The 20,132-nt window shown below is 72.0% G+C and carries 14 protein-coding genes and 1 tRNA gene; 8 read left to right on the top strand and 7 right to left on the bottom strand.

Features of this window, described 5'->3' with window-relative positions; translation table 11 throughout:
* The first annotated feature begins 105 nt into the window (after nt 1-105).
* Nucleotides 106-987 (top strand): phenylalanine 4-monooxygenase, encoded by an 882-nt coding sequence (phhA, locus tag VM685_RS12895; protein ID WP_325460564.1) that lies wholly within the window; start codon nt 106-108, stop codon nt 985-987.
* On the opposite strand, the gene VM685_RS12900 is transcribed toward phhA, so the two are convergent.
* Together VM685_RS12900 and VM685_RS12905 are read right to left on the bottom strand one after the other, a co-directional pair.
* On the bottom strand, nt 984-5,144 hold the full coding sequence (locus VM685_RS12900; protein ID WP_325460565.1) for a translocation/assembly module TamB domain-containing protein: 4,161 nt from the start codon (nt 5,142-5,144) through the stop codon (nt 984-986). The two genes, phhA and VM685_RS12900, sit on opposite strands and share 4 nt — an antisense overlap.
* Nucleotides 5,141-6,940, bottom strand: coding sequence for an autotransporter assembly complex family protein (locus tag VM685_RS12905; RefSeq protein ID WP_325460566.1), 1,800 nt, complete (start codon nt 6,938-6,940; stop codon nt 5,141-5,143). The genes VM685_RS12900 and VM685_RS12905 overlap by 4 nt, the downstream gene beginning before the upstream one ends.
* 437 nt (nt 6,941-7,377) lie before the next feature.
* Between VM685_RS12905 and VM685_RS12910 the strand changes: the two genes are divergently transcribed.
* From VM685_RS12910 to VM685_RS12925, 4 genes are all read left to right on the top strand, one after another.
* The gene (locus VM685_RS12910; RefSeq protein ID WP_325460567.1) at nt 7,378-9,582 is read left to right on the top strand and encodes a family 16 glycosylhydrolase; all 2,205 of its coding nucleotides are present in this window, start codon (nt 7,378-7,380) and stop codon (nt 9,580-9,582) included.
* A 185-nt stretch (nt 9,583-9,767) separates the two neighbouring features.
* A complete protein-coding gene (locus VM685_RS12915; protein ID WP_325460784.1) occupies nt 9,768-11,213 on the top strand; it encodes a circularly permuted type 2 ATP-grasp protein in 1,446 nt (481 codons plus the stop codon).
* A complete protein-coding gene (locus VM685_RS12920; protein WP_325460568.1) occupies nt 11,210-12,151 on the top strand; it encodes an alpha-E domain-containing protein in 942 nt (313 codons plus the stop codon). Before VM685_RS12915 ends, VM685_RS12920 begins: the two co-directional genes overlap by 4 nt.
* Nucleotides 12,152-12,162: 11 nt before the next feature.
* The gene (locus tag VM685_RS12925; protein WP_325460569.1) at nt 12,163-13,140 is read left to right on the top strand and encodes a transglutaminase family protein; all 978 of its coding nucleotides are present in this window, start codon (nt 12,163-12,165) and stop codon (nt 13,138-13,140) included.
* Nucleotides 13,141-13,276: 136 nt separating this feature from the next.
* Here the strand turns inward: VM685_RS12925 and VM685_RS12930 are convergent, their stop codons facing one another.
* Nucleotides 13,277-14,449 (bottom strand): FAD-dependent oxidoreductase, encoded by a 1,173-nt coding sequence (locus tag VM685_RS12930; RefSeq protein ID WP_325460570.1) that lies wholly within the window; start codon nt 14,447-14,449, stop codon nt 13,277-13,279.
* Nucleotides 14,450-14,613: 164 nt separating this feature from the next.
* On the opposite strand from VM685_RS12930, the gene VM685_RS12935 reads away from it, so the two are divergent.
* The gene (locus tag VM685_RS12935) at nt 14,614-15,705 is read left to right on the top strand and encodes a S1C family serine protease (RefSeq protein ID WP_325460571.1); all 1,092 of its coding nucleotides are present in this window, start codon (nt 14,614-14,616) and stop codon (nt 15,703-15,705) included.
* A gap of 1 nt (nt 15,706) precedes the next feature.
* On the opposite strand, the gene VM685_RS12940 is transcribed toward VM685_RS12935, so the two are convergent.
* Nucleotides 15,707-15,781 (bottom strand) — tRNA-Lys (locus VM685_RS12940).
* Nucleotides 15,782-15,908: 127 nt separating this feature from the next.
* On the opposite strand from VM685_RS12940, the gene VM685_RS12945 reads away from it, so the two are divergent.
* Nucleotides 15,909-16,493, top strand: coding sequence for a hypothetical protein (locus tag VM685_RS12945; protein WP_325460572.1), 585 nt, complete (start codon nt 15,909-15,911; stop codon nt 16,491-16,493).
* On the opposite strand, the gene tgt is transcribed toward VM685_RS12945, so the two are convergent.
* The gene (gene tgt / locus VM685_RS12950) at nt 16,459-17,589 is read right to left on the bottom strand and encodes a tRNA guanosine(34) transglycosylase Tgt (RefSeq protein WP_325460573.1); all 1,131 of its coding nucleotides are present in this window, start codon (nt 17,587-17,589) and stop codon (nt 16,459-16,461) included. The two genes, VM685_RS12945 and tgt, sit on opposite strands and share 35 nt — an antisense overlap.
* Complete coding sequence (gene queA, locus VM685_RS12955) at nt 17,589-18,662, bottom strand: tRNA preQ1(34) S-adenosylmethionine ribosyltransferase-isomerase QueA (protein WP_325460574.1); 1,074 nt, start codon at nt 18,660-18,662, stop codon at nt 17,589-17,591. Before queA ends, tgt begins: the two co-directional genes overlap by 1 nt.
* Nucleotides 18,663-18,727: 65 nt before the next feature.
* On the opposite strand from queA, the gene VM685_RS12960 reads away from it, so the two are divergent.
* Nucleotides 18,728-19,699 carry an endonuclease/exonuclease/phosphatase family protein gene (locus VM685_RS12960; protein WP_325460575.1) on the top strand — a complete coding sequence of 324 codons (972 nt, stop codon included), beginning with the start codon at nt 18,728-18,730 and terminating at the stop codon, nt 19,697-19,699.
* Here VM685_RS12960 and VM685_RS12965 read toward each other — a convergent pair.
* Nucleotides 19,671-20,132 carry a hypothetical protein gene (locus tag VM685_RS12965; RefSeq protein WP_325460576.1) on the bottom strand — a complete coding sequence of 154 codons (462 nt, stop codon included), beginning with the start codon at nt 20,130-20,132 and terminating at the stop codon, nt 19,671-19,673. The genes VM685_RS12960 and VM685_RS12965 overlap by 29 nt on opposite strands.

Here is a 20,132-nt window from a genome sequence, read left to right on the forward strand (position 1 = left end):
GGAAGCCCCACCGCAGGTGTGCGGCGCAAGTTTCTTCCCGCAGGTCGCGAATCCAGCAGCAAGTCCGAACGGAACTTGCACCCGAAGGGCGCCATTGTTCCGCATATGAGCGCTGACGGTTTCGCCAACGGTCCGCCGCCCGGGGCGCGGGCCGACTGGACCATCGACCAGGGGTGGGAGAGCTACTCCCAGGCCGAGCACGACGTCTGGATCACCCTCTACGAGCGGCAGGCGAAGCTGCTGCCGGGCCGGGCCGCCGATCCGTTCCTCAAGGGGCTGGAGGCGCTCGACCTGCACCGGGCCGGCATTCCCGACTTCGCCCGCATCAACGAGGAGCTGCAGCGGCTTACCGGCTGGACGGTCGTGGCCGTGCCGGGGCTGGTGCCGGACGACGTCTTCTTCGACCACCTGGCCAACCGCCGCTTCCCGGCCGGCCAGTTCGTCCGCAAGGCGGAGGAGCTGGACTACCTGCAGGAGCCGGACATCTTCCACGACGTGTTCGGCCACGTGCCGATGCTCACCGACCCGGTGTTCGCCGACTACATGCAGGCCTATGGCGAGGGCGGCCGGCGCGCCCTGGGACTGGGCCGGCTGCACAACCTCGCCCGGCTCTACTGGTACACAGTGGAATTCGGCCTGCTGCAGACGCCGCAGGGCCTCAGGATCTACGGCGCGGGCATCGTCTCGAGCTTCGCGGAATCGGTCTTCGCGCTGGACGACCCCTCGCCCAACCGCCTGGGCTTCGACCTGGAGCGGGTGATGCGCACGCCCTACCGAATCGACGACTTCCAGCAGGTCTATTTCGTGATCCCGTCGCTGCAGTCCCTGCTCGACGCCACCCTGCAGGATTTCGCGCCGATCTACGCCCGGCTGGCCGAGGCCAGGGACATCCCCATCGCGGCGATCGAGCCCACGGACAAGGTCTTCACCCGCGGCACCCAGGCCTACGCCGAGGCCGGCGGGCGGTCCGGGGGCAAGGCCGCCTAGTAGTCGCGCCGCCAGCGCACGGCGAGCTTCGAGCCGCCCTGCCCGGTCAGGCGCGAGATGATCGCGAGGTTGCGGGTCACCCGCCATTCCACCTGCGCTGCGGTGCCCTCGCGCCCGCCGCCGATGATCTCCAGGTAGACGTCGTCGGTGATGTACTTGCCGCCGGCCACGGTCATGGCCGACTCGCCGCCGCCGGCGAAGGCCAGGCGATCGAGGCCGGCGAAGGTGCGCAGGTTGCCGATCACGTCGAAGCCGCCGCCGCCCGCCAGCGCCGAGATCGCCGAGGCGAGCTGTGCCGCCTCGATCGGCGAAAGCTGCGAGGCCGAGCGACCGAACAGCACCTGGGACAGCACCTCGTCGTTCGGCAGGGTGGGCGTGGAGGTCAGGGTCACCTCCGGCCGGGCCGCCGTGCCCCGGATCCGAACCACGGCGGTCAGGGAGGGGTCGTCGCGGGTGGCGGTCAGGTCCAGTCGGATCTCGCCCGGCCGGGTGGAGAGGTAGACCACGCTGCGGGTGTCGAAGATGAAGCGCTTGCCGGCGAAGTCGTAGTCGCCGCGCACCACGCGAGCCGTGCCGCTGAGCTGCGGTCGCGACGTCGAGCCCCCCACGTGGGCGTCGAGGGAGAGCTCCACGTCCAGGCCGCGGCCACGCAGGAAGACCTGGTTCGGCGCGCGCAGTCGCACGTCGAGGGCCCAGCCGTCCCCGCGGCGCTGCGGCGGCGGCAGGGAGGCGGCGAGCTCGGGCGGGCGGTTGCGCTCCACCACGTCCATCGCGACCACCCCGGAGGGCGTCGGCAGTTCGGCGGCCACCTCGGCCTCGTTGATGGTCAGGTCCCCGGACAGGCGGACACGGCCGTCGGCGCCGCGGTCGATGGTCACCGGCCCGCTGGCCTGGGCGGTGGCCTGGTCGTTGTCGATCAGGCGGAAGTTGTCGAGGTTCAGGCGGAAGCTGGAGACGCCGTTGCGCGCCAGGCTGATCCGCCCGGCCCCGGCCACCGAACCGCCCTGGGTGTCGACGCCGGTGGCCCGGGTCACGTTGACCGCGCTCTGGGCGAAGTCGGCGCGCAGGGAGACCTGGCGCAGCGAGAGACCCGTCTGGCCGTCGTCGAACCGGCCGCCGGTGACTGTGATCCGCCCCGCCGCCTGCGGCGCGGCCAGGGTGCCGCTGAGCGTGCCGGCGGTGGAGACCTGGCCGGCCAGGCTGCGCTCGCCGCCGACCAGCAGGTCCCACAACGGCCGCACCTCGCCCTCGGCGGCGAAGCGGCCCTGCATCGGCCGCTGGCGCGCGACCGCCAGGCGGAACGGCGCCGCCGAGGCCTCGGTCGGCAGGACGAGGTAGGTGGTGGCCCGCAACCCCTGCTCATTGGTCGCCGACGCCTCCAGGGTGAGGCTGGAGTCCGCCAGCCGACCGCGCACGACGCCGTCGATCCCCGCGCTGGCCGGAGAGCCGCGCCCGCGCGCGTCGCTCAGGCGGGCATCCACCTGGCCGGTGAGCGCCGCGCCGCGGCCCTGCAGGCTGAGCGTGCCCTCCACCCGGCCAGCAAGGTCCTGGTCGAAGAGGCCCAGCCCCAGGCCGGAGACTTCGGCCCGCACGTCGGCGAGGTCGCCGGCCAGGCGGCCGTCGAGATCTATACGTCCGCCGTCGGTCGCCGCCAGTCGCACGCGCGCGCTCCGCTCCGGTCCGCCGAACCGGAGGACAGCGGTCTCCGCCGTGCGCAGATTGCGGTCGCCCAGGCGGCCCGTGCCGTCGAAGCTGAGGGCGTAGCCCGGGCGGGTCTCGGCCAGCAGGCCGCGGCCGGCCAGGCTCCAGCGCTCCGCGCGGGTCACGCCCTCGGCCTCGGCGGTGTAGGGGAGCCGCGCCAGCGGCCCTTCGGCGGAGATCCGCGCCGTCCGGACCACCGTGCCGGACCCCAGGGCCGTACCCTGGGCCGTGAGGTCCAGGTCCGCCCGCGGGCCGCCCGCGGCGTCGACGATGCGGGCGGTCCCGGCGATCCGGCCCGACCGGATGAAAGCCCCCGGCCCCACCTCCACCGTGAGGTCGGCGGCCGAGGGCGTGCGCCGGCGCAGCGACAGGGCCCCGGAGGCCTTCAGCCCGCCGGCGTCGACGTTGAGGTTGGTGAGGTCCACGCCGCCGGCCGGGAAGCGGAAGTCGGAACGGGCCTGGGCCGGGCCGTGCTGGCTCTGCGCCGAGACGGCGATCGCGCCCGACGAGCCGTCCGCGCCGCGCAGGAAGCTGAGCGTGATCTGGGCGTCGCGGAGCGGCAGCCGCGGCACGTCCACCTCGTCGACGCGGGCGGTGAGGTCGGCGCGCGGGGCGCCGAGCGTGCCGCTGATCGCCCCGTCGCCGCGGGCGCGGCCGGTGATCTCCACGGGGCCCGCGCGGAACGGGCCGACGGCGTTCCAGTCGACCTTGAAGGCGAGCCCCCCGTCGGCCGCCAGAACTCCTGCGGTGGAGGCGTCGAAGGCCGCGCCGTCGAGGGCCGCCTTGGCCACCGCCACACGCCGCCCCTGGACGTTGGCCTGGAGCGACAGCCGCGGCGCGCCGCCCAGCAGGCGGTCGAGTTCGGCGAAGCCGGTGGCCAGGCGCTGGCCGCGGGCGTCGACGTCGAACACCCAGGGCCTGCCGGCGCCGGCCTGGGTGGCGCTCCAGGTGGCGGTCGCCTGTCCGGAGGCGCCGGGCCGGGCCGCGGCGAGGTTGGAGACCAGGGCGCGGCCCTTGAAGTTGAGCCCGCCCAGCAGGCCCCGGCCGCCGCTCGCCTCCACGTCCAGGCCCCGGCCGTCCAGGTCGAGCGAGCGGAGCGCCAGCCGGCCGTCGGCGAGACGTGACCCGTCCAGGCCGGCGCGGGGCGTTCCGCCGAGGATCGCGGCCACGAACCCGGTCCCGGTCCCGCCGCGCCCGGCGAGGTCGGCCTCCACCGTGATCGCGCCCGCGCGCGTCTCGACCTCGATGGGCCCGGAGACCTGGGCCAGGCCGTAGCCGCCCAGCCGCAGTTGCGAGACGGCGCCGGAGCCCGCAAACCGGTAGCCGGCCGCGCCGCCCGTCAGCACCCCGGTGACGCGCGTGGCGCCCATCTGCGGTCCGCCGACGATCTGTGACAGGGACCGCGTGGTGGCGGTGAGGGTCAGGCCCTTGGGCCCCAGGCGGCGTTCCGCGAGATTGCCAAGGCCGACCGCCTGGACCACCAGGTTCTCGGCGGTGAAGCGGCCATCCAGGGCATAGAGGTCCGCGCCCGACTTGCGCCCGGCAAGCGTGAAGGCGACCTCGGGGCCCAGGCGCTCGGCCCAGCGGCGGGTCAGCGTCGAGGCGGTCAGCGACAGCCGGCCGGCCGCCTGCCCGCCGGCCTCGGTCCAGGCGCCCTGCGCCTCCAGGGGCCGGAGACTGCCGGAGGTGGCGTAGGCGGTGAAGCGGCCGGTGGAGCCGCGCCCGTCGGCGGCGGCCTGCAGGGCGAACGGCTGGTCGGACGCGAGGCCGAGGGCGCCGGCGAGCGCTCCGCCGCGGGCCTCCAGCGCGTCCACCCGCAGCCGCAGTGGCCGCGCGGGCCCGGCATCGAGGTTCAGGTAGAGGTGGTCGCCGGGATGGAGGACGCTGAGCGCACGGACGTCGACCTTGCGGCCTCCGCGACGCTCGATGTCGAGGGCGGCGGTGAGGTCGTAGACGCCCCGGCGGTAGCTGAACTCGGGCAGCATCTCCACCCGGGCGCGGGCCTGTTCGATCTCGAAGGACACCGGCAGGCCCCGGTCCTTCCCTTTTGGCGTCAGCGTTGGCCGCCGCAGGATCCGGATCGACTGGGCCTCGATGGAGTCGGCGTGGAACCGCCGCCTGAAGAGTTCGAGGTAACTCCATGTGAGATGGACGTTATTGGCCTCCAGCCACACGCCCTTCTCGTCCCGGATGGTGAGCTTGCGGACACTGAAGTCGCGCCAGATGTCGCCGGACAGCCCTTCGATCTTCAACCGTCCCACCCGGCCGACCTTGAGCCCGTCGGTGCGCGCCTCGATGAGCAGGCGGGCCTGCGGCAGGAGCACGCCATACCGAGTCCCGGCCACGAGCGCGCCCAGCAGCACGAGCACGCCAAGGCAGACTGCGACGATCGCCTTCGGTATCGCCGAGCGCTTGAGCGCCTCCGCCGGCGCGGGCGTGTCGCCGGTCTCGGTCAAAAGCTCTGCCCGATGCTGACGTAGATCTGGAACGGCGCGCCGCCGTTTCGCTGCGTGACGGGCGTGGCCACATCCACCCGGATCGGCCCGAAGCCCAGGTGGTAGCGGACGCCGATGCCTGCGCCGATCGCGAAGTTGTCGAAGTCCGGCGTCTGGTCAGAGCCGACCGAGCCGCCGTCGACGAAGGCGGCCACCTCCCAGCGCGGGGTGATCTGGCGGCGCAGCTCGACCGAGGCTTCGAAGAGCGAGGCCCCGCCCTGCGGCGTGCCGTCGGCGAGCCTCGGCCCCACGTCCTGGTAGCCGAAGCCACGCACCGAGCCGCCGCCGCCGGAGTAGAAGCGCCGGGAGGCCGGCACCTGGGGGATCTGGCCGTTGACCATCACGCCTAGGCGAAGGCGGCTGGCCACCACGGTCCGCGCCTGCGCGCCGAACGGCCAGTAGTGGGAGCCCTGCGCCTGGATGCGCACATAAGGCAGGTTGGTCTCGCCGACGATCAGGGTGGGCTCGGCGCGAACGTTGGCCCGCCAGCCGCTGCGCGGGTCGAGAGGATCGTCCGACCTGTCCACGGCGAAGTCGCCCAGCGCCGCCACGGTGACGAGATCGCGGCCGAGCGGCGTGAGCTCCTCCACGCGCAGTTCCTCGGTGCGGCTGACGTCCACGGAGCCGCCGAGCGTCACGTAGGAGCCCTGCACAAAGGACGACGTGCGCCCGAACCGGCGGGTGACGTCCCCGCGGACGCCGACCCCGGTCTCGTCGTAGGCGTCGGTGGTGACGCGGTAGGCCGCCGCCGAACCGGTCAGGGTCTGCTGCGGACGACGCCAGTGCGGCAGCGAGACGGTGGCGCTGAGCCGGGAATCCAGCTCCGAGACCCGGCCGAGCAGCGACAGGGTGTCGGCGCGGCCAAGCCAGTTGTAGCGGGTCCAGCGCGTCTCGACCCCGCCGCCTTCCTCCGTGGCCCAGCTCGCGCCGACCTCGATGGTCCGGCGCTTGCGTTCGGCGAGGCTGACGACCACCGGTCGGTGGCCTTCCGGCGTCTCCTTGGCCTTGGGGGCCAGCGCCACGGTCACGGAGTCGTAGACGCCTGCGTCCAGCAGCCGCCGCTCCAGTTCCGCCACCGAGTCCGGGTCGTAGGCCTGGCCGGGACGCCAGGGCGCCAGCCGACTGACCCAGGCGGGATCGGTCCGGCCGTCGGTGGTCAGGTCGATGCCGTCGAGGCGCACGATCTCCCCCGCGGCGATGCGGTAGGTCGGCCTCACGGTCTGGTCGGCGTGGTCGACGATCACCTCGCGGGGCTCGGCCCGGACGTCTGCGTAGCCGCGCTTCTGGATCGCCGCCACGGCGCGCCCCTCGGCGCCGACCACCTCCACGGCGCGCCCCGGCTGACCGGGAGCCAGGGCCAGGGCGTCGGCCGCCGCCTGGCCCGCCTGCGGCTCGGGCGGCTCCCCCACCCAGCTGATCTTCGGCTCTGCCACGGTGAAGCGGGGCCCCGGCGTGACCCGCACCACGGCGGCGGGCGGCTCGGCGTCGCTGACGTCCGGCTCCACGACGTAGGCGTAGTAGCCCTCCGAACGCAGCACCGCGATGGCGTCTTCGGCCGCCGCGCGGGCGCGGCGGCGGGCCTCGAAACGGTTCTCCACGGGACGGTCCGTCTCGCCGACCGCACGCTCGATAGCTTCCCGCAGCGCCGCGTCCAGTTCGCCTTCCACGGTGGCGCGCGGCTCGTCGGCTCGTGCGGGCCCGGCGAGGGCGGCGCACAGGGCCGCGGAGGCGGCGACGGCGTAAACCAGTCGACTCAAAGCCCTAGTGTCCCCAAGCGCCCCCAGGAGTCGGTTTAGCCGCGCCTCGCGGCGCTGTCACGGCTCCGCTGGCAGGCATTTGCACGCGAGATACGTCAGGTGCTCGACTGCGACGTTGTGTGGCGCTGCACGCAAGAACAACTCTGGATAGAAGGTTGTTCGCAAGTAAACAAGCTAGGCGGTTGCAGACGCGACTAACAACAAATCCGGCTTAAATTTGGCAAATGCGGTCGCCTGACGTAGGCGCGCGGTCACAATAGCTTGTGACCATAAGTCCAAGCGTCACAACAGACTGATGTTGCTGCGAAGAAACGTCTCCCCTAATTCGGCGAGAAGCAGGGGGGAGCGCCGCTCGGCCGCAGGGCCGTCGGACCTCCAAACAACTCACCAGAACCGCCGAGGGTTTCCGCATGGGGTATCGGAATTTTGCGGGCGCGATGCTGCCCGACACCAATCAGTGGGGCGTCCGCTATGTGAACGGCTCCTGGGCGAACGAGACCCTGAACGGGTCCGCCGGCCCCGACCAGTTCGAGGGCGGCGGGGGCCGCGACACCCTGGTGGGCCAGGGCGGCGACGACTTCTACTGGGTCCGCGACACGCGCGACTCGGTCGTGGAGTGGGCCGGCGGCGGCGTGGACACCATCAAGATCTGGTCGTCCTACACCCTGCCCGCCAACGTGGAGAACCTGATCGTCTTCGGCGGCGGCAGCTACGCGGCCGGCAACGACTCCGACAACATCATCCAGGGCCTCGACGGCGACCAGTTCATCTATGGCGGCAAGGGCGCCGACGTGCTGGTGGGCGGCGCGGGGGCCGACACCTTCCTGGTGCGCCAGGGCGAGGGGAACAAGGTCATCGAGGACTTCCAGTCCTGGAGCGACAAGATCCGCCTCATCGGCGGCCAGCTGAACACCTTCGACGAGGTCAAGGCGGCCATGAGCCAGCAGGGCTCCGATGTGCTGCTCAACGACGGCGGCACGCAAATCCTGTTCCGCAATGCCAGCGTCGGCCAGTTCGCGGCCCGCGACTTCCAACTGCCAATCGAGTACCGGGCGCTGGGCAATCCCACCTTCCAGGACAACTTCGACAGCCTGCAGACCGGCACGGTCTGGAAGACCAACTTCGGCTACGCCGGCGATGGGCTGAACAGCTTCACCCTGCCCCGCAACGGCGAGCAGCAGATCTATGTGGCGCCCGAATTCAAGGGCACGACCGGCGCGCCCCTGGGGCTCAATCCCTATTCGATCGACGGCGGCGTCCTGACCATCAAGGCCCAGCCGCTCTCCGGCGACCTGGCCGGCAAGATGTGGGGCTACCAGTACAGCTCCGGCATGCTGGATTCCCACTACCAGCAGACCTACGGCTACTTCGAAATCCGCGCCGAGCTGCCGCACGGCCAGGGCCTGTGGCCGGCCTTCTGGCTGCTGGGCGAAGGCAACAACGAGATCGACATTCTCGAAGGCCTCGGGTCGAACACCAAGATCCCGTACAACGCCATCCACTCGAACGCCGTGCCGGCCGCGGGCCTGCAGAATTTCGTGCCGGACGACTCCGGCTTCCACACCTACGGCGCGCTGTGGAACGCCCAGGACATCATCTTCTACGTGGACGGGACCGAGGTGTGGCGCACGCCGACCCCGGTGGACATGCACCGGCCCATGCACATGATCGTCAACCTGGCGGTGGGCGGGAACTGGGCAGGCTCGCCCGACGGGACCACCCCGTGGCCGGCCGCGATGAAGGTCGACTACGTGAAGGCCTGGAATCTGCCGGATCCGAACTGGACACCGGGCCCCACGCCCCCGCCGCCTCCGCCGCCCGTCACGCCGCCGCCGCCTCCCCCGCCGACCACGTCGACCGGCCTGACGCTCACCTCGACCAAGTACGGCGATGTCCTGATCGGCGGCTCGGGGAGCGACACCCTTACCGCAGGCCAGGGGCCTGACCAGCTCACCGGCGGCGCCGGCGCGGACACCTTCGCCCTGAAGGCGTTGCCGTGGAACGCCGGCCGCATCAAGGACTTCCAGGTCGGGGTCGACCGCCTGGACCTGCAGGCCCTGCCGAACCGCGACGCGATCACCTTCGAGAGCGACGGCGCGGGGGGCACGAAGGTCGTGCTCGACGTGGACGGCGCGGGCGGCCAGTGGCCCTACCACGTGGTCACCCTGGAGGGCGTCTCCGCTTCGGGGCTGACCGCCGCCAAGCTGTTCGGCCAGGGCGGGTCCACGGCCGAGCCGCCGCCGCCGCCACCTTCCACGGGCGGCGTGGCGCTGGTCTCCAAGACCTATGGCGACGTCCTGACCGGCGGCAGCGGCAACGACACGCTGACCGCGGGCCAGGGGCCTGACCGGCTGACCGGCGGCGCGGGCGCAGACCGCTTCGACTTCGACGCCCTGCCCTGGAACGCCGGCCGGGTGACCGATTTCCAGGCCGGCGTCGACAAGCTGGACCTCACGGGCCTGGCCTCGGCCTACACCGGCGGCGACGTGATGCGCGACCTGAGCTTCGTCTCCGACGGCGCGGGCGGCACGAAGGTGATGCTGGACGCCGACGGGCCGTGGGGCGGCCAGTGGCCCACCCACATCGTCACCCTCGACGGCGTCGCGCCCACCAGCCTGACCCGAGCCGACTGGCTGTTCTGATGCGACGGGCGGGACTGCCCAATCTTTGGGCAGTCCCGCGCCGACCTGTCGATTGAGGCTCCGCCGGGGCGCTCCAGGCGTTAGGGTCTGCGAGGACCTTCAACGTTGAAGAGGATCGGCGGGGCGTGGCGAGGGACGAGCAGGCGATCGACGTCCGGGTCCCGACGCTTGCGCCCTACGACGAGATGCGGGCGCCGGACGGGGAGGTCCGCCCGCACTACGCCGCCCTTGCGGGCCGCCTGGAGACCCTGAGCGCCCAGGACCTGGCCGAGCGCCAGCGGACGCTCGAGCGGTTCTTCCTGCTGCAGGGGATCACCTTCACGGTCTACGGGGCCGAAAGCACCACCGAGCGGATCATCCCCACGGACCTGCTGCCGCGGATCATCGCCGCCCAGGAGTGGGCGACCATCGAGGCCGGGCTGACCCAGCGCCTGAAGGCGCTGAACATGTTCCTCGCGGACATCTACGCCGAGCAGCAGATCCTGATGGACGGGGTCGTGCCGCGCGACCTTGTGCTCTGCGCCCCCTCATACCGACGGGAGATGCAGAACCTCTACGTGCCGCACCAGCCCTACGCCAACGTCTGCGGCTCGGACCTCATCCGCCAGCCCGACGGCAGCTTCGCGGTGCTGGAGGACAACCTGCGGGTTCCCTCGGGCGTCTCCTACATGCTGGCCAACCGCGAGGCCTCGAAGCGGGTCTTTCCCGGCACCTTCCGCGGCGCCGGCGTCAGGCCCATCGACCGCTACCCCGACCTGCTGCTCTCGACGCTGAAGAGCATGGCGGCGGACTGGCGGCCCAACCCGCAGGTCGTGGTGCTGACGCCGGGCGTCTACAACTCCGCCTACTTCGAGCACGCCTACCTCGCCCGGCTGATGGGCGCGCCCCTGGTCGAGGGCCGCGATCTCGTGGTGCACGACAACATGGTCTACATGCGGACCACCACGGGTCTGCGCCGGATCGACGTGATCTACCGCCGCGTGGACGACGACTTCATAGACCCCCTCACCTTCCGCCGGGATTCCGGCCTCGGCGCGGCTGGCCTGTTCAACGCCTACCGGGCGGGCAATGTGGTGATCTGCAACGCGCCGGGCACCGGCGTCGCCGACGACAAGGCCGTCTACGCCTATGTCCCCGAGATCATCCGTTACTACCTGGGCGAGGAACCGATCCTGCCCAACATCGAGACCTACCTCTGCCGCGAGCCCAGCCAGCTCAGCCACGTGCTGGCCAACCTCGACAAGCTGGTGGTCAAGGCGGTGGGCGCGTCGGGCGGCTACGGCATGCTGGTGGGGCCGCACTCCACCCGCGCCGAGCGCGAGACCTTCGCCGCGGCCGTGAAGGCCGACCCGGCCAACTACATCGCCCAGCCGACGATCCAGCTCTCCACCGCGCCGTGCCTGATCGATTCCGCGATCGAGCCGCGGCACGTGGACCTGCGGCCATTCATCCTGTCCGGCGAGAAGATCGTGGTGACGCCCGGCGCCCTCACCCGTGTGGCGCTCCGCCGGGGCTCCCTGGTGGTCAACTCCAGCCAGGGCGGCGGCTCCAAGGACACCTGGGTGCTCGACGGCGACCAGGACGGCGCCGCCACGGCGCCGGCCGTCCCGAAGGAAGGGCCGCTCCCATGATGCTCGCCCGGGTGGCGGACAGCCTCTACTGGATCGGCCGCTACGTGGAACGCGCCGAGCACATGGCGCGGCTCTCCGACGTGATGCTCAACGCCACGCTCGACCGCAGCGAGGCGGCGACCCAGGTGGCGCGGATCGCGCTGTCGGCCGTGGGTGACCCGGATCCGGCCAAGGCGAAGAACCCTTACGAGGCGGCGCTCGCCCTGGTGCTGGACCGCGAGGATCCCGGCTCGATCGCCACCTCGCTCGCCAAGGCGCGGGAGAACGCCCGCCAGGTGCGCGACCAGATCACCACCGAGACCTGGGAGCGGCTGAACCTCGTCCACCTGCGGATGAGCGACCCGAACGCCGCGCGCGCCTTCCGCGACGGCTCGCAGCTCTTCCTGCACGACACCATCGCCGACCTGCACCTCTTCAAGGGCGCCGCCGACGCCACCATGAGCCATGGCGAGGGGTGGCGGTTCCTGCTGCTCGGCGTCTACCTGGAGCGCGCCCAGCTGATCGGCGGCCTGCTGGAGGTGTGCTTCGGCGACGGGCGCAGGCGGCCGATCGCCGACCACTTCGCGCTGACCAGCCTGCTGCGCATGAGCTGCGCGCTCGAGCCGTACCTGCGGGTCTACACGGCCGACATGCAGCCGCGCTTCATCCTGGAGTTCCTGCTGCTGGACGAGGACTTCCCCCGCTCGCTGCGGTTCTGCACCGCGCAAATCGAGGAGCATCTGGCAGGCGTCAGCGGCCATGTGGAATCCGGCCACACGAGCCCCGACCGCCTGGCGGGGCGCCTGCGCGCGCGGCTGCAGTACGCGGACATGGACGAGATCCTGGCCCAGGGCGCCAGCGCCTTCATCAAGAGCGTGCTGGACGAGTGCGCCGCCATCCACCGGACGATCTACGAGACCTTCGTCGCCTATCCCCTCGAACAGCGCCTGCCGGCCTGAAGGACCTTCCCGTGCTCCTCGAAGTCCGCCACGTGACGCAGTACCAGTACGACGAGCCCGTGCGCGAGAGCGTCATGGAGGTGTGGATGCAGCCCCAGCGCAGCCACAGCCAGCGCCTGGTCAGCTTCGACCTGGAGCTGGAGCCGGCCGCGAAGCTGTTCTCCTACGCCGACCCCTTCGGCAACGCCGTCTACCACTTCGACGTGCCCCAGCCGCACGACCGGCTGACGATCACCGCCCGATCCGCGGTCGAGACCTCCGCACCCGCGCCCCTGCCCGACGCGCTGGACATGGGCGAGTGGGACCGGCTGCGCGCCGATTTCGTGCAGGGCGACTGCTTCGAGTTCCTGCGGCCGCACGGCTTCGCCCGCGACAGCGAGCACCTGCACGCCTTCCTGGAGGAGCACGGCCTGCATCGCCTGCGGGCCCAGGACCCGCTGAGCGCGGTGCGCCAGCTCTCGGCGGGCATCTACGAAGCGTTCGAGTACGAGGCGGGGGTGACCCGCGCCGACAGCCCCATCGACCACGTGCTGGAAGAGCGTAAAGGGGTCTGCCAGGACTTCGCCCATGTGATGATCACCGTCTGCCGCGCGTGGGGGATCCCGGCGCGCTACGTCTCCGGCTACCTGTTCACCGACCGCGGCCACGACCGCTCGGATCCCGACGCCACGCACGCCTGGGTGGAGGTCTTCCTGCCCAGCCTGCGCTGGATCGGCTTCGACCCGACCAACAACATCGAAACCGGGGAGCGGCACGTCTCCTGCGCCATCGGCCGGGACTACTCCGACGTGCCGCCATCGCGCGGCGTCTACAAGGGCGAGGCCGAGAGCCAGCTGGCGGTCGGGGTCACCGTGCGCCGCGCCCGGACGGCGCTCAGCGAGCCCGAGTTCCTGCGCATGAACCAGGCGGCCGCCACCGCGCGGGACGGACGCCGCCGCGCCTCCATGAGCGCGCTGGTCGAGCAACAGCGCCAGCAACAGCAACAGTAGGAAGGGCGCTGCGGCGGGAGAACGCTCTTACGAAGACGCTCTGACCCACGGTCCGGAATGGGGCCGAAGTGGCGCGCCCGAGGGCCGTCGTAGCCCGCCGCAGCCCGCCCAATCTAGGGAGCCGCAGGTCCCCCGGCTAGGCGTAGACGCGGGCGATGGAGGCGACGGCCGCCTCGGCCTCGGCGCGGTCGGGCCGTTCGTTCGGGTCGTCGTAACCCCAGCCCTCGTCCGGCCCGGTCTGCTGGATCACGATCCCGTCCCGGCGGCCCAGCATGGTGACGTTGTCGTAGACGATGCCGTAGTTCACCTCCGGCTGCGGGATCAGCCAGGCGATCTGGCCGCGGACCGGCACCAGCGTCTCGTCCTTCCAGAGGGCGCGGGCGCCATAGCCGGTGCAGTTGATGATCCCCCGCTGCTTGAGGCGCGCCAGGTCGGCCGGGGTGTAGAACTCCGTCGTCTCGATGCGGCCGCCGTTCTGCAGGAACTCGGCGGTCAGGACCCGGGCGTACTCGGCGATGTTGAACATCGGCAGGGAGGTGCGCCGCGCATAGGCCGTGGGGAACGGGTGGCTGCCCGGCGGCAGGGACTCCATCGGCGGGGTCAGGTCGCGCACCCGGCTCCCGTAGTGGGCGAAGCCCACGGGGTCCGCGCGGCTGGCTGGCGGCGCGTCGGAGAGCACGTAGCGGTCGATCCATTCGATCGGCGAGCCGGGCAGGCCCAGGTAGCTCTGGAACATGCGGAAGGAGGACCTAGTCATCTCCTCCCAGAGCGCCGGGAAGTCCGGCGGGGCGGCGGCGGCCGTGGCGATCCGCGAGTCCGGCGACCAGACGCCGGTGGCCCTGGCCGATCGCACGTCGGGCATCCGGTCCTTGGCGTAGATGGTGGCGGTCGCTCCGGCCCGCTGGGCCACGACCGCTGCGGTCAGGCCGAGCGCCCCGCAGCCGATCACCGCGATGTCGCGGGCGCCGGCCGACAGCGCCTTCTTCACCGCGATCATCCCCGAGCCCCAGGACAGCGACCAGCCGCTGCCGCCGTGGCCGTAGTTGTGGACCACGAGCTTGTCGCCCACCGTCTCGGTGTCGAGCCTCGGACCGGCGGCGCGGAAGGGCCGCAGGCAGACCGTGATGTTCATGATCCGCTCCGGCCGGGCGTTCACCCGGGCGAGCGGCGGGACCGGGCGGAAGGCGGGCTTCGGCGCGAACGACGGGGTCGCGGCGGTGGCGCAGCCGCCGAGGGTAAAGAGGCCCGCCGCCGAGGCCTGCCTGAGGAATGCGCGGCGCGCAGGCCTCTCCGCCGTGTCGTACGCCACCGTGACTATCCCCGATCCATGATGCTGCGAGGGCTATCACAGGCGGCGCGGGGGTCCAGTGGAACCGGCCGGCGGGCTGACGGCGGCGGCGCACTGCGCTAGGCCTGCGTCTCTCACGGGCGCCGTCCGCCCCGGACGGCGCAGACTTCCTCGCGAGGCTGAAGATGATTCGCCGCACGTTTGCTCTCGCCCTGTCCGCCGCGCTCCTGACGCTCGGCGGCTGCGAGCGACCCGCCGCGACCAGCTCCGCGACGACGCCCGCCGCCACCCCGATCGTGGCCGCGCCTGCAGGGAGCGCGCCGAGCTCCTTCGCACCCATCGTGAAGCAGGTGTCGCCGGCGGTGGTCTCCATCGACACCCTGGCGCTGGGCGCCTCGCCCGGCGACTGGCTGGGCCAGCTGCCGCCGGGCATGGGCGCGGTCCCCGTGCGGCGCGGCGCCGGCAGCGGCTTCATCATCAGCGCCGACGGCTATGTGGTGACCAACAACCATGTGGTGGAGGGCGCCCAGCAGGTGATGGTCGCGCTCGCCGACGGCCGCCAGTTCCCCGCCCGCCTCATCGGCCGCGATCCGCCGACGGACCTGGCGGTGCTGAAGATCGACGCCCGCGCCCTGCCCTTCGTGAGCTTCGCGGCCTCCGCCCTGCCGGAGGTGGGCGACTGGGTGGTGGCCGTGGGCAATCCCTTCGGCCTGGGCGGCACGGCGACCGCCGGCATCGTCTCGGCGCATGGCCGCGAAATCGGCGAGGCCTATGTCAGCTACCTGCAGATCGACGCGCCCATCAACAGCGGCAATTCGGGCGGGCCGTCGTTCGACCTGCAGGGCCGCGTCGTCGGCGTCAACACGGCGATTTTCTCCCCTACCGGCGGCTCGGTCGGCATCGGCTTCGCCATTCCCGCGGACCTGGCCGAGAACGTCACCCGCCAGCTGATCCGCGCGGGACGCGTCACCCGCGGCTATCTGGGCGTGGGCGTCGCCGACCTCACGCCTGCCATCGCCTACCAGCTGGGGGCGCAGGGCCAGCGCGGCGCGGTGATTGCGACCGTCGAGAGGGGCGGCCCGGCGGCGGGCGTGCTCCAGTCGGGCGACATCATCACCGCGGTGGGGGGCGACGCGATCACCGGGGCCGGCGGGCTGACCCGGGCCATCGCCAACGCCCAGCCGGGCTCCAGCCTGGCGCTCGGCGTGATCCGCGACCGGCAGCGCCGGGAGGTGACGGTGAAGGTCGCCCGCAGGCCCGAGAACCTGGCGTCCTGATTGGTAGGCCGGGTGAGGTTCGAACTCACGACCATTCGATTAAAAGTCGAATGCTCTACCACTGAGCTACCGGCCCCCGACGCGGGCGGGCCTTCGTGAGACCGCCCGGGCGAAGCGGCGCGGACCCTAGGCGGCGAGCCCGGCGCGCGCAAGGGCGTCTAACCGCCTTAACAGCGCCACAGGCGAAGCTAGGATGTCCGCCGATGCGATACGCCGCCCTCCCCGCCCTGATCCTCGCCGCCGGCCTCGCCGGGTGCGTCACCGGAAGCCCGGATGGGCGCGTGCAGACCTCCACGGAGGCGAAGCGCGAGACCATGACCGGCGCCGTCTCGGCGCCGCTGCGGGACCTGAACGTGCTGCGCACCAAGATCCCAGACGTGCTTCTGCAGGCCATGGCCGATCCCTACGCGCGGCCGCCCAACACGCGCTGCAACACCCTGATCGCGCTGGTGCAGCCGCTGGACGAGGCGCTGGGCGCCGACCTCGACGTGCCGCAGACCACCGAGGACGACCTCCTGAGCCGCGAGACGGCCTATGGGGCCGTGGCCAGCGTGACCAGCGACGCGATCCCGTTCCGCGGCTGGGTGCGCAAGCTGACCGGCGCGGAGCGGCACGACGAATACGTCCAGGCTGCGATCACCGCCGGCGGCGTGCGCCGGGCCTATCTCAAAGGATTGGGCGAATCGAAGGGCTGCAAACCGCCGGCGACGCCCAGCCACGTGAAGGCCGGCACACCGGTGGTCACCCAGGGTTTCAAGCCGAAGTTTCCGACCCGGAAGACGCCCTAGCCCGGAAGTCTCGCCGGAACTGGTCCAGCCGCCCCTCGGCGATGGCCGCGCGCATCGCCGCCATCAGGGCCTGGAAGAAGGCGATGTTGTGCCAGGACAGCAGCACCTGGCCGAGGATCTCGTCGGCCTTCACCAGGTGGTGCAGGTAGGCCTTCGAATAGTCGCGGCTGGCCGGCACGTCGCTCGCAGGGTCCAGCGGCGCGTCATCCTCGGCGAAGCGGGCGTTCTTCAGGTTGATCGGGCCATCCCAGGTCCAGGCCTGCCCGTGGCGGCCGGAGCGGGTGGGCAGGACGCAGTCGAACATGTCGACGCCGCGGGCCACGGCCTCGACGAGGTCGATGGGCTTGCCCACGCCCATCAGGTAGCGCGGCCGGTCGGCGGGCAGCATGGCCGGCGCGTACTCCAGCACCTCCACCATGCCTTCGTGGCCTTCGCCGACCGCCAGGCCGCCGATCGCGTAGCCGTCGAAGCCCGTCTCGATCAGCCGTTCGGCCGATTCCCGGCGCAGGTGCTCCATCGTGCCGCCCTGCTGGATGCCGAACAGAGCCTGACGCTCCCGCTCTCCAAACGCGGCTTTCGAACGCGTTCCCCAGCGGGCGGAGAGCCGCATGGCCGCGGCGACCTCCGCCTCCGGGGCCGGCAGGCCCACCAGCTGGTCGAGCTGCATGACGATGTCGGAGCCCAGCAGGTCGGCCTGGATCTCGATGGAGCGCTCCGGGCTCAGCACGTGGCGCGAGCCGTCCAGGTGGCTCTGGAAGGTGACCGCCTCTTCGGTGACCTTCGAGATCTTCGAGAGCGACATCACCTGGAAGCCGCCGGAATCGGTGAGGATCGGCCGCTCCCAGCGCATGAAGCGGTGCAGTCCGCCCAGTCGCGCCACCCGCTCGGCGGTGGGGCGGAGCATCAGGTGGTAGGTGTTGCCCAGGATGATGTCCGCGCCGGTGGCCGCCACCTGGTCGACGGTCAGCGCCTTCACCGTGCCAGCCGTCCCCACCGGCATGAAGGCCGGCGTGCGGATCTCGCCGCGCGGCGTGGAGAGCACGCCGGTGCGCGCCTGGCCATCGGTGGCCCGGATGGCGAAGGGGAACGCGGCCATCAGGCCCTCCAGAGCAGGGACGCGTCCCCGTAGGAATAGAAGCGGTAGCCGCTGGCGATGGCGTGGGCGTAGGCCGCGCGCATGGTCTCCAGGCCCGCGAAGGCCGAGACCAGCATGAACAGCGTCGATTTCGGCAGGTGGAAGTTGGTCATCAGGCCGTCGGCGGCCCGGAACCGGTAGCCAGGGGTGATGAAGATCGCGGTCTCGTCCATGAACGGGCGGATAACGCCGTCCTCGCCGGTGGCGGACTCCAGCAGGCGAAGCGAGGTGGTGCCGACGCAGATGATCCGGCCCCCGGCGGCGCGCACGGCGTTGAGGCGCTCGGCGGTGGCGGCGTCCACCTCGCCCCATTCGGCGTGCATACGGTGCTCGGAGAGGTCCTCGGTCTTCACTGGCAGGAAGGTGCCGGCGCCCACGTGCAGGGTGACGAAGGCGGTCCCGACCCCGGCCGCCTCCAGGCGGGCGAAGAGCTCGGGGGTGAAGTGCAGGCCGGCCGTCGGCGCGGCCACCGAGCCGTCCTCCTCGGCGTAGACCGTCTGGTAGTCGGCGCGGTCCTGGGCGTCCTCGGCCCGCTTGGCGGCGATGTAGGGCGGCAGCGGCATGGCCCCGCGCTCGGCGATGGCGGCGTCGAGGTCCGGCCCGGCCAGGTCGAAGGCCAGCGTCACCTCCCCGCCCTCGCCCTTCGCCTTCACGGTGGCGTCCAGGGCTCCGAGGAAGCAGGCGCGGTCGTCCGTCTCCCCGAACGATACCCGGTCGCCGGGCGCGAGCCGCTTGCCGGGGCGCATGAAGGCGGTCCAGGCGCTGGACGAGAGGCGCTTGTGCAGGGTGGCCTCCACCGCGACCCGGCTCTCGTCGCGGGTGCGCACGCCTTTCAGCCGGGCCGGGATCACGCGGGTGTCGTTCAGCACGAGGATGTCGCCGGCGCGCAGCTGGCCCGGCAGCTCGCGCACGTGCAGGTCCTGCAAGGGACGGCCCGGCTCCACGACGAGCAGGCGCGCGGAATCCCGCGGGCTCGCGGGACGGAGCGCGATGCGCTCCTCTGGAAGATCGAAGTCGAAGTCGGCCAGTCGCATGGAGGTGGGCTCAAGGCCACGCGGCCGCAGTCGCGTCAAGCGACAGGCGTGCTAGAGGCGGAGACATGCGTTTCGTGCGACTCGCGCTGACGGTCCTCATCGCGCCGCCGCTGTTCCTGCTGGCCGCCGTCTGCGCCGGGGCGGCCGTGGCCGCGCATTTCGGCCGCGCGAGCCTGCAGTGGGACATCCTCGCCCACTTCGCGCCCGTCTGGCTGGCGGGCGCGCTGGCGGGGGCGCTGGGCGGCTTCTTCTTCCGCGGCTACGCCCGAGCGCTGATCGTCAGCATGGGCGGGGTGGGCGTGGCGGCGGCGGGCCTGTTGATGGCGCCGGAGTACCTGCGCGACACCGGACCCAAGGCCGGTCCCAACGCGCCCGACCAGCTGAAGGTCATACAGTTCAACGTCTGGCACCTCAATGAGCAGCGCGAGCGCTCGATCGACTGGCTGATCGCCCAGGACCCCGACATCGTGATCATGGAGGAGTCGCGTCCCGAGATCCGCCGGATGATCGAAGAGCGCACCCCCTGGCACGCCACCTGCGACGAGTGCGAGACGGTGATCTACAGCCGCGCCCCGCCGATCCGGCAGGGCTCGCCGCGGGTTCCCGGCGCGCCGGGGCCCCTCACCCGGGCCATCTTCGAGGACGCGCGCGGCCGCTACACGGTCATCGGGGTGCACTATTCCTGGCCCACCGACCCGCAGGCCCAGCAGCCGCAGGAGATGCGGCTCGCCCGCGTGCTCGGCGACACCGACCGCACCCGCGCGATCGTGGCGGGGGACCTGAACTCCGCGCCCTGGTCCTTCTTCCGCCGCCGCTGGGACGCCGAGTTCGGGATCGTCCGGCGCGACCGGGCGCTCTTCTCCTGGCCGGCCACGCAGTACAAGCGGCTGCGCTGGCTGGGCATCTTCCCGTTCCTGCCGATCGACCATGTCTACGCGGGCTCGGACTGGGCGACGGTGAAGGTAGAGCGCGGGCCTCGCCTGGGCTCCGACCACTATCCGGTGGTGATCACCCTAGCGCCTGTCGCGCGGCGCTGAGGGCCTCCTCGAACCGCGCCCGTTCGGCGGCGTGGTCGGCCTCCAGACCCTCCAGCTCACGCTCGATCCGGGCCCGCTGCGCCTCGAGCCGCGCCCGGGCGGTGTCGTGCGCCGCGTCGAGCGAGGCGATGCGCTTCTCCAGCTCGGCCACCTTCTTCAGGGCGGCCTTCGAGGGGCCGGCGGGCTTCGCCTTCCTGGGCGCCTTCAGCTTCGCGAGCTCGCCGCGCGTGCCGGCGGGGCGGCGCAGGACCTCGCCCGGCTGGGCGGTGGCGGCCTTCACGAGCTCCGGATCGTCGGTCTCGTGCGCGCTGCCGGTCTTGAACAGATCCTGGTGGCTGCCCCAGGCCGCGAGCGCCTTGGCCTTGGAGCTCACGGCCACGACGTAGTCGGTGAATCCGTCGGACGTCACGAACACCTTCAGGCGCGCCGCCAT

Source organism: Phenylobacterium sp. (assembly GCF_035539035.1).
Classification (GTDB): Bacteria; Pseudomonadota; Alphaproteobacteria; order Caulobacterales; family Caulobacteraceae; genus Phenylobacterium.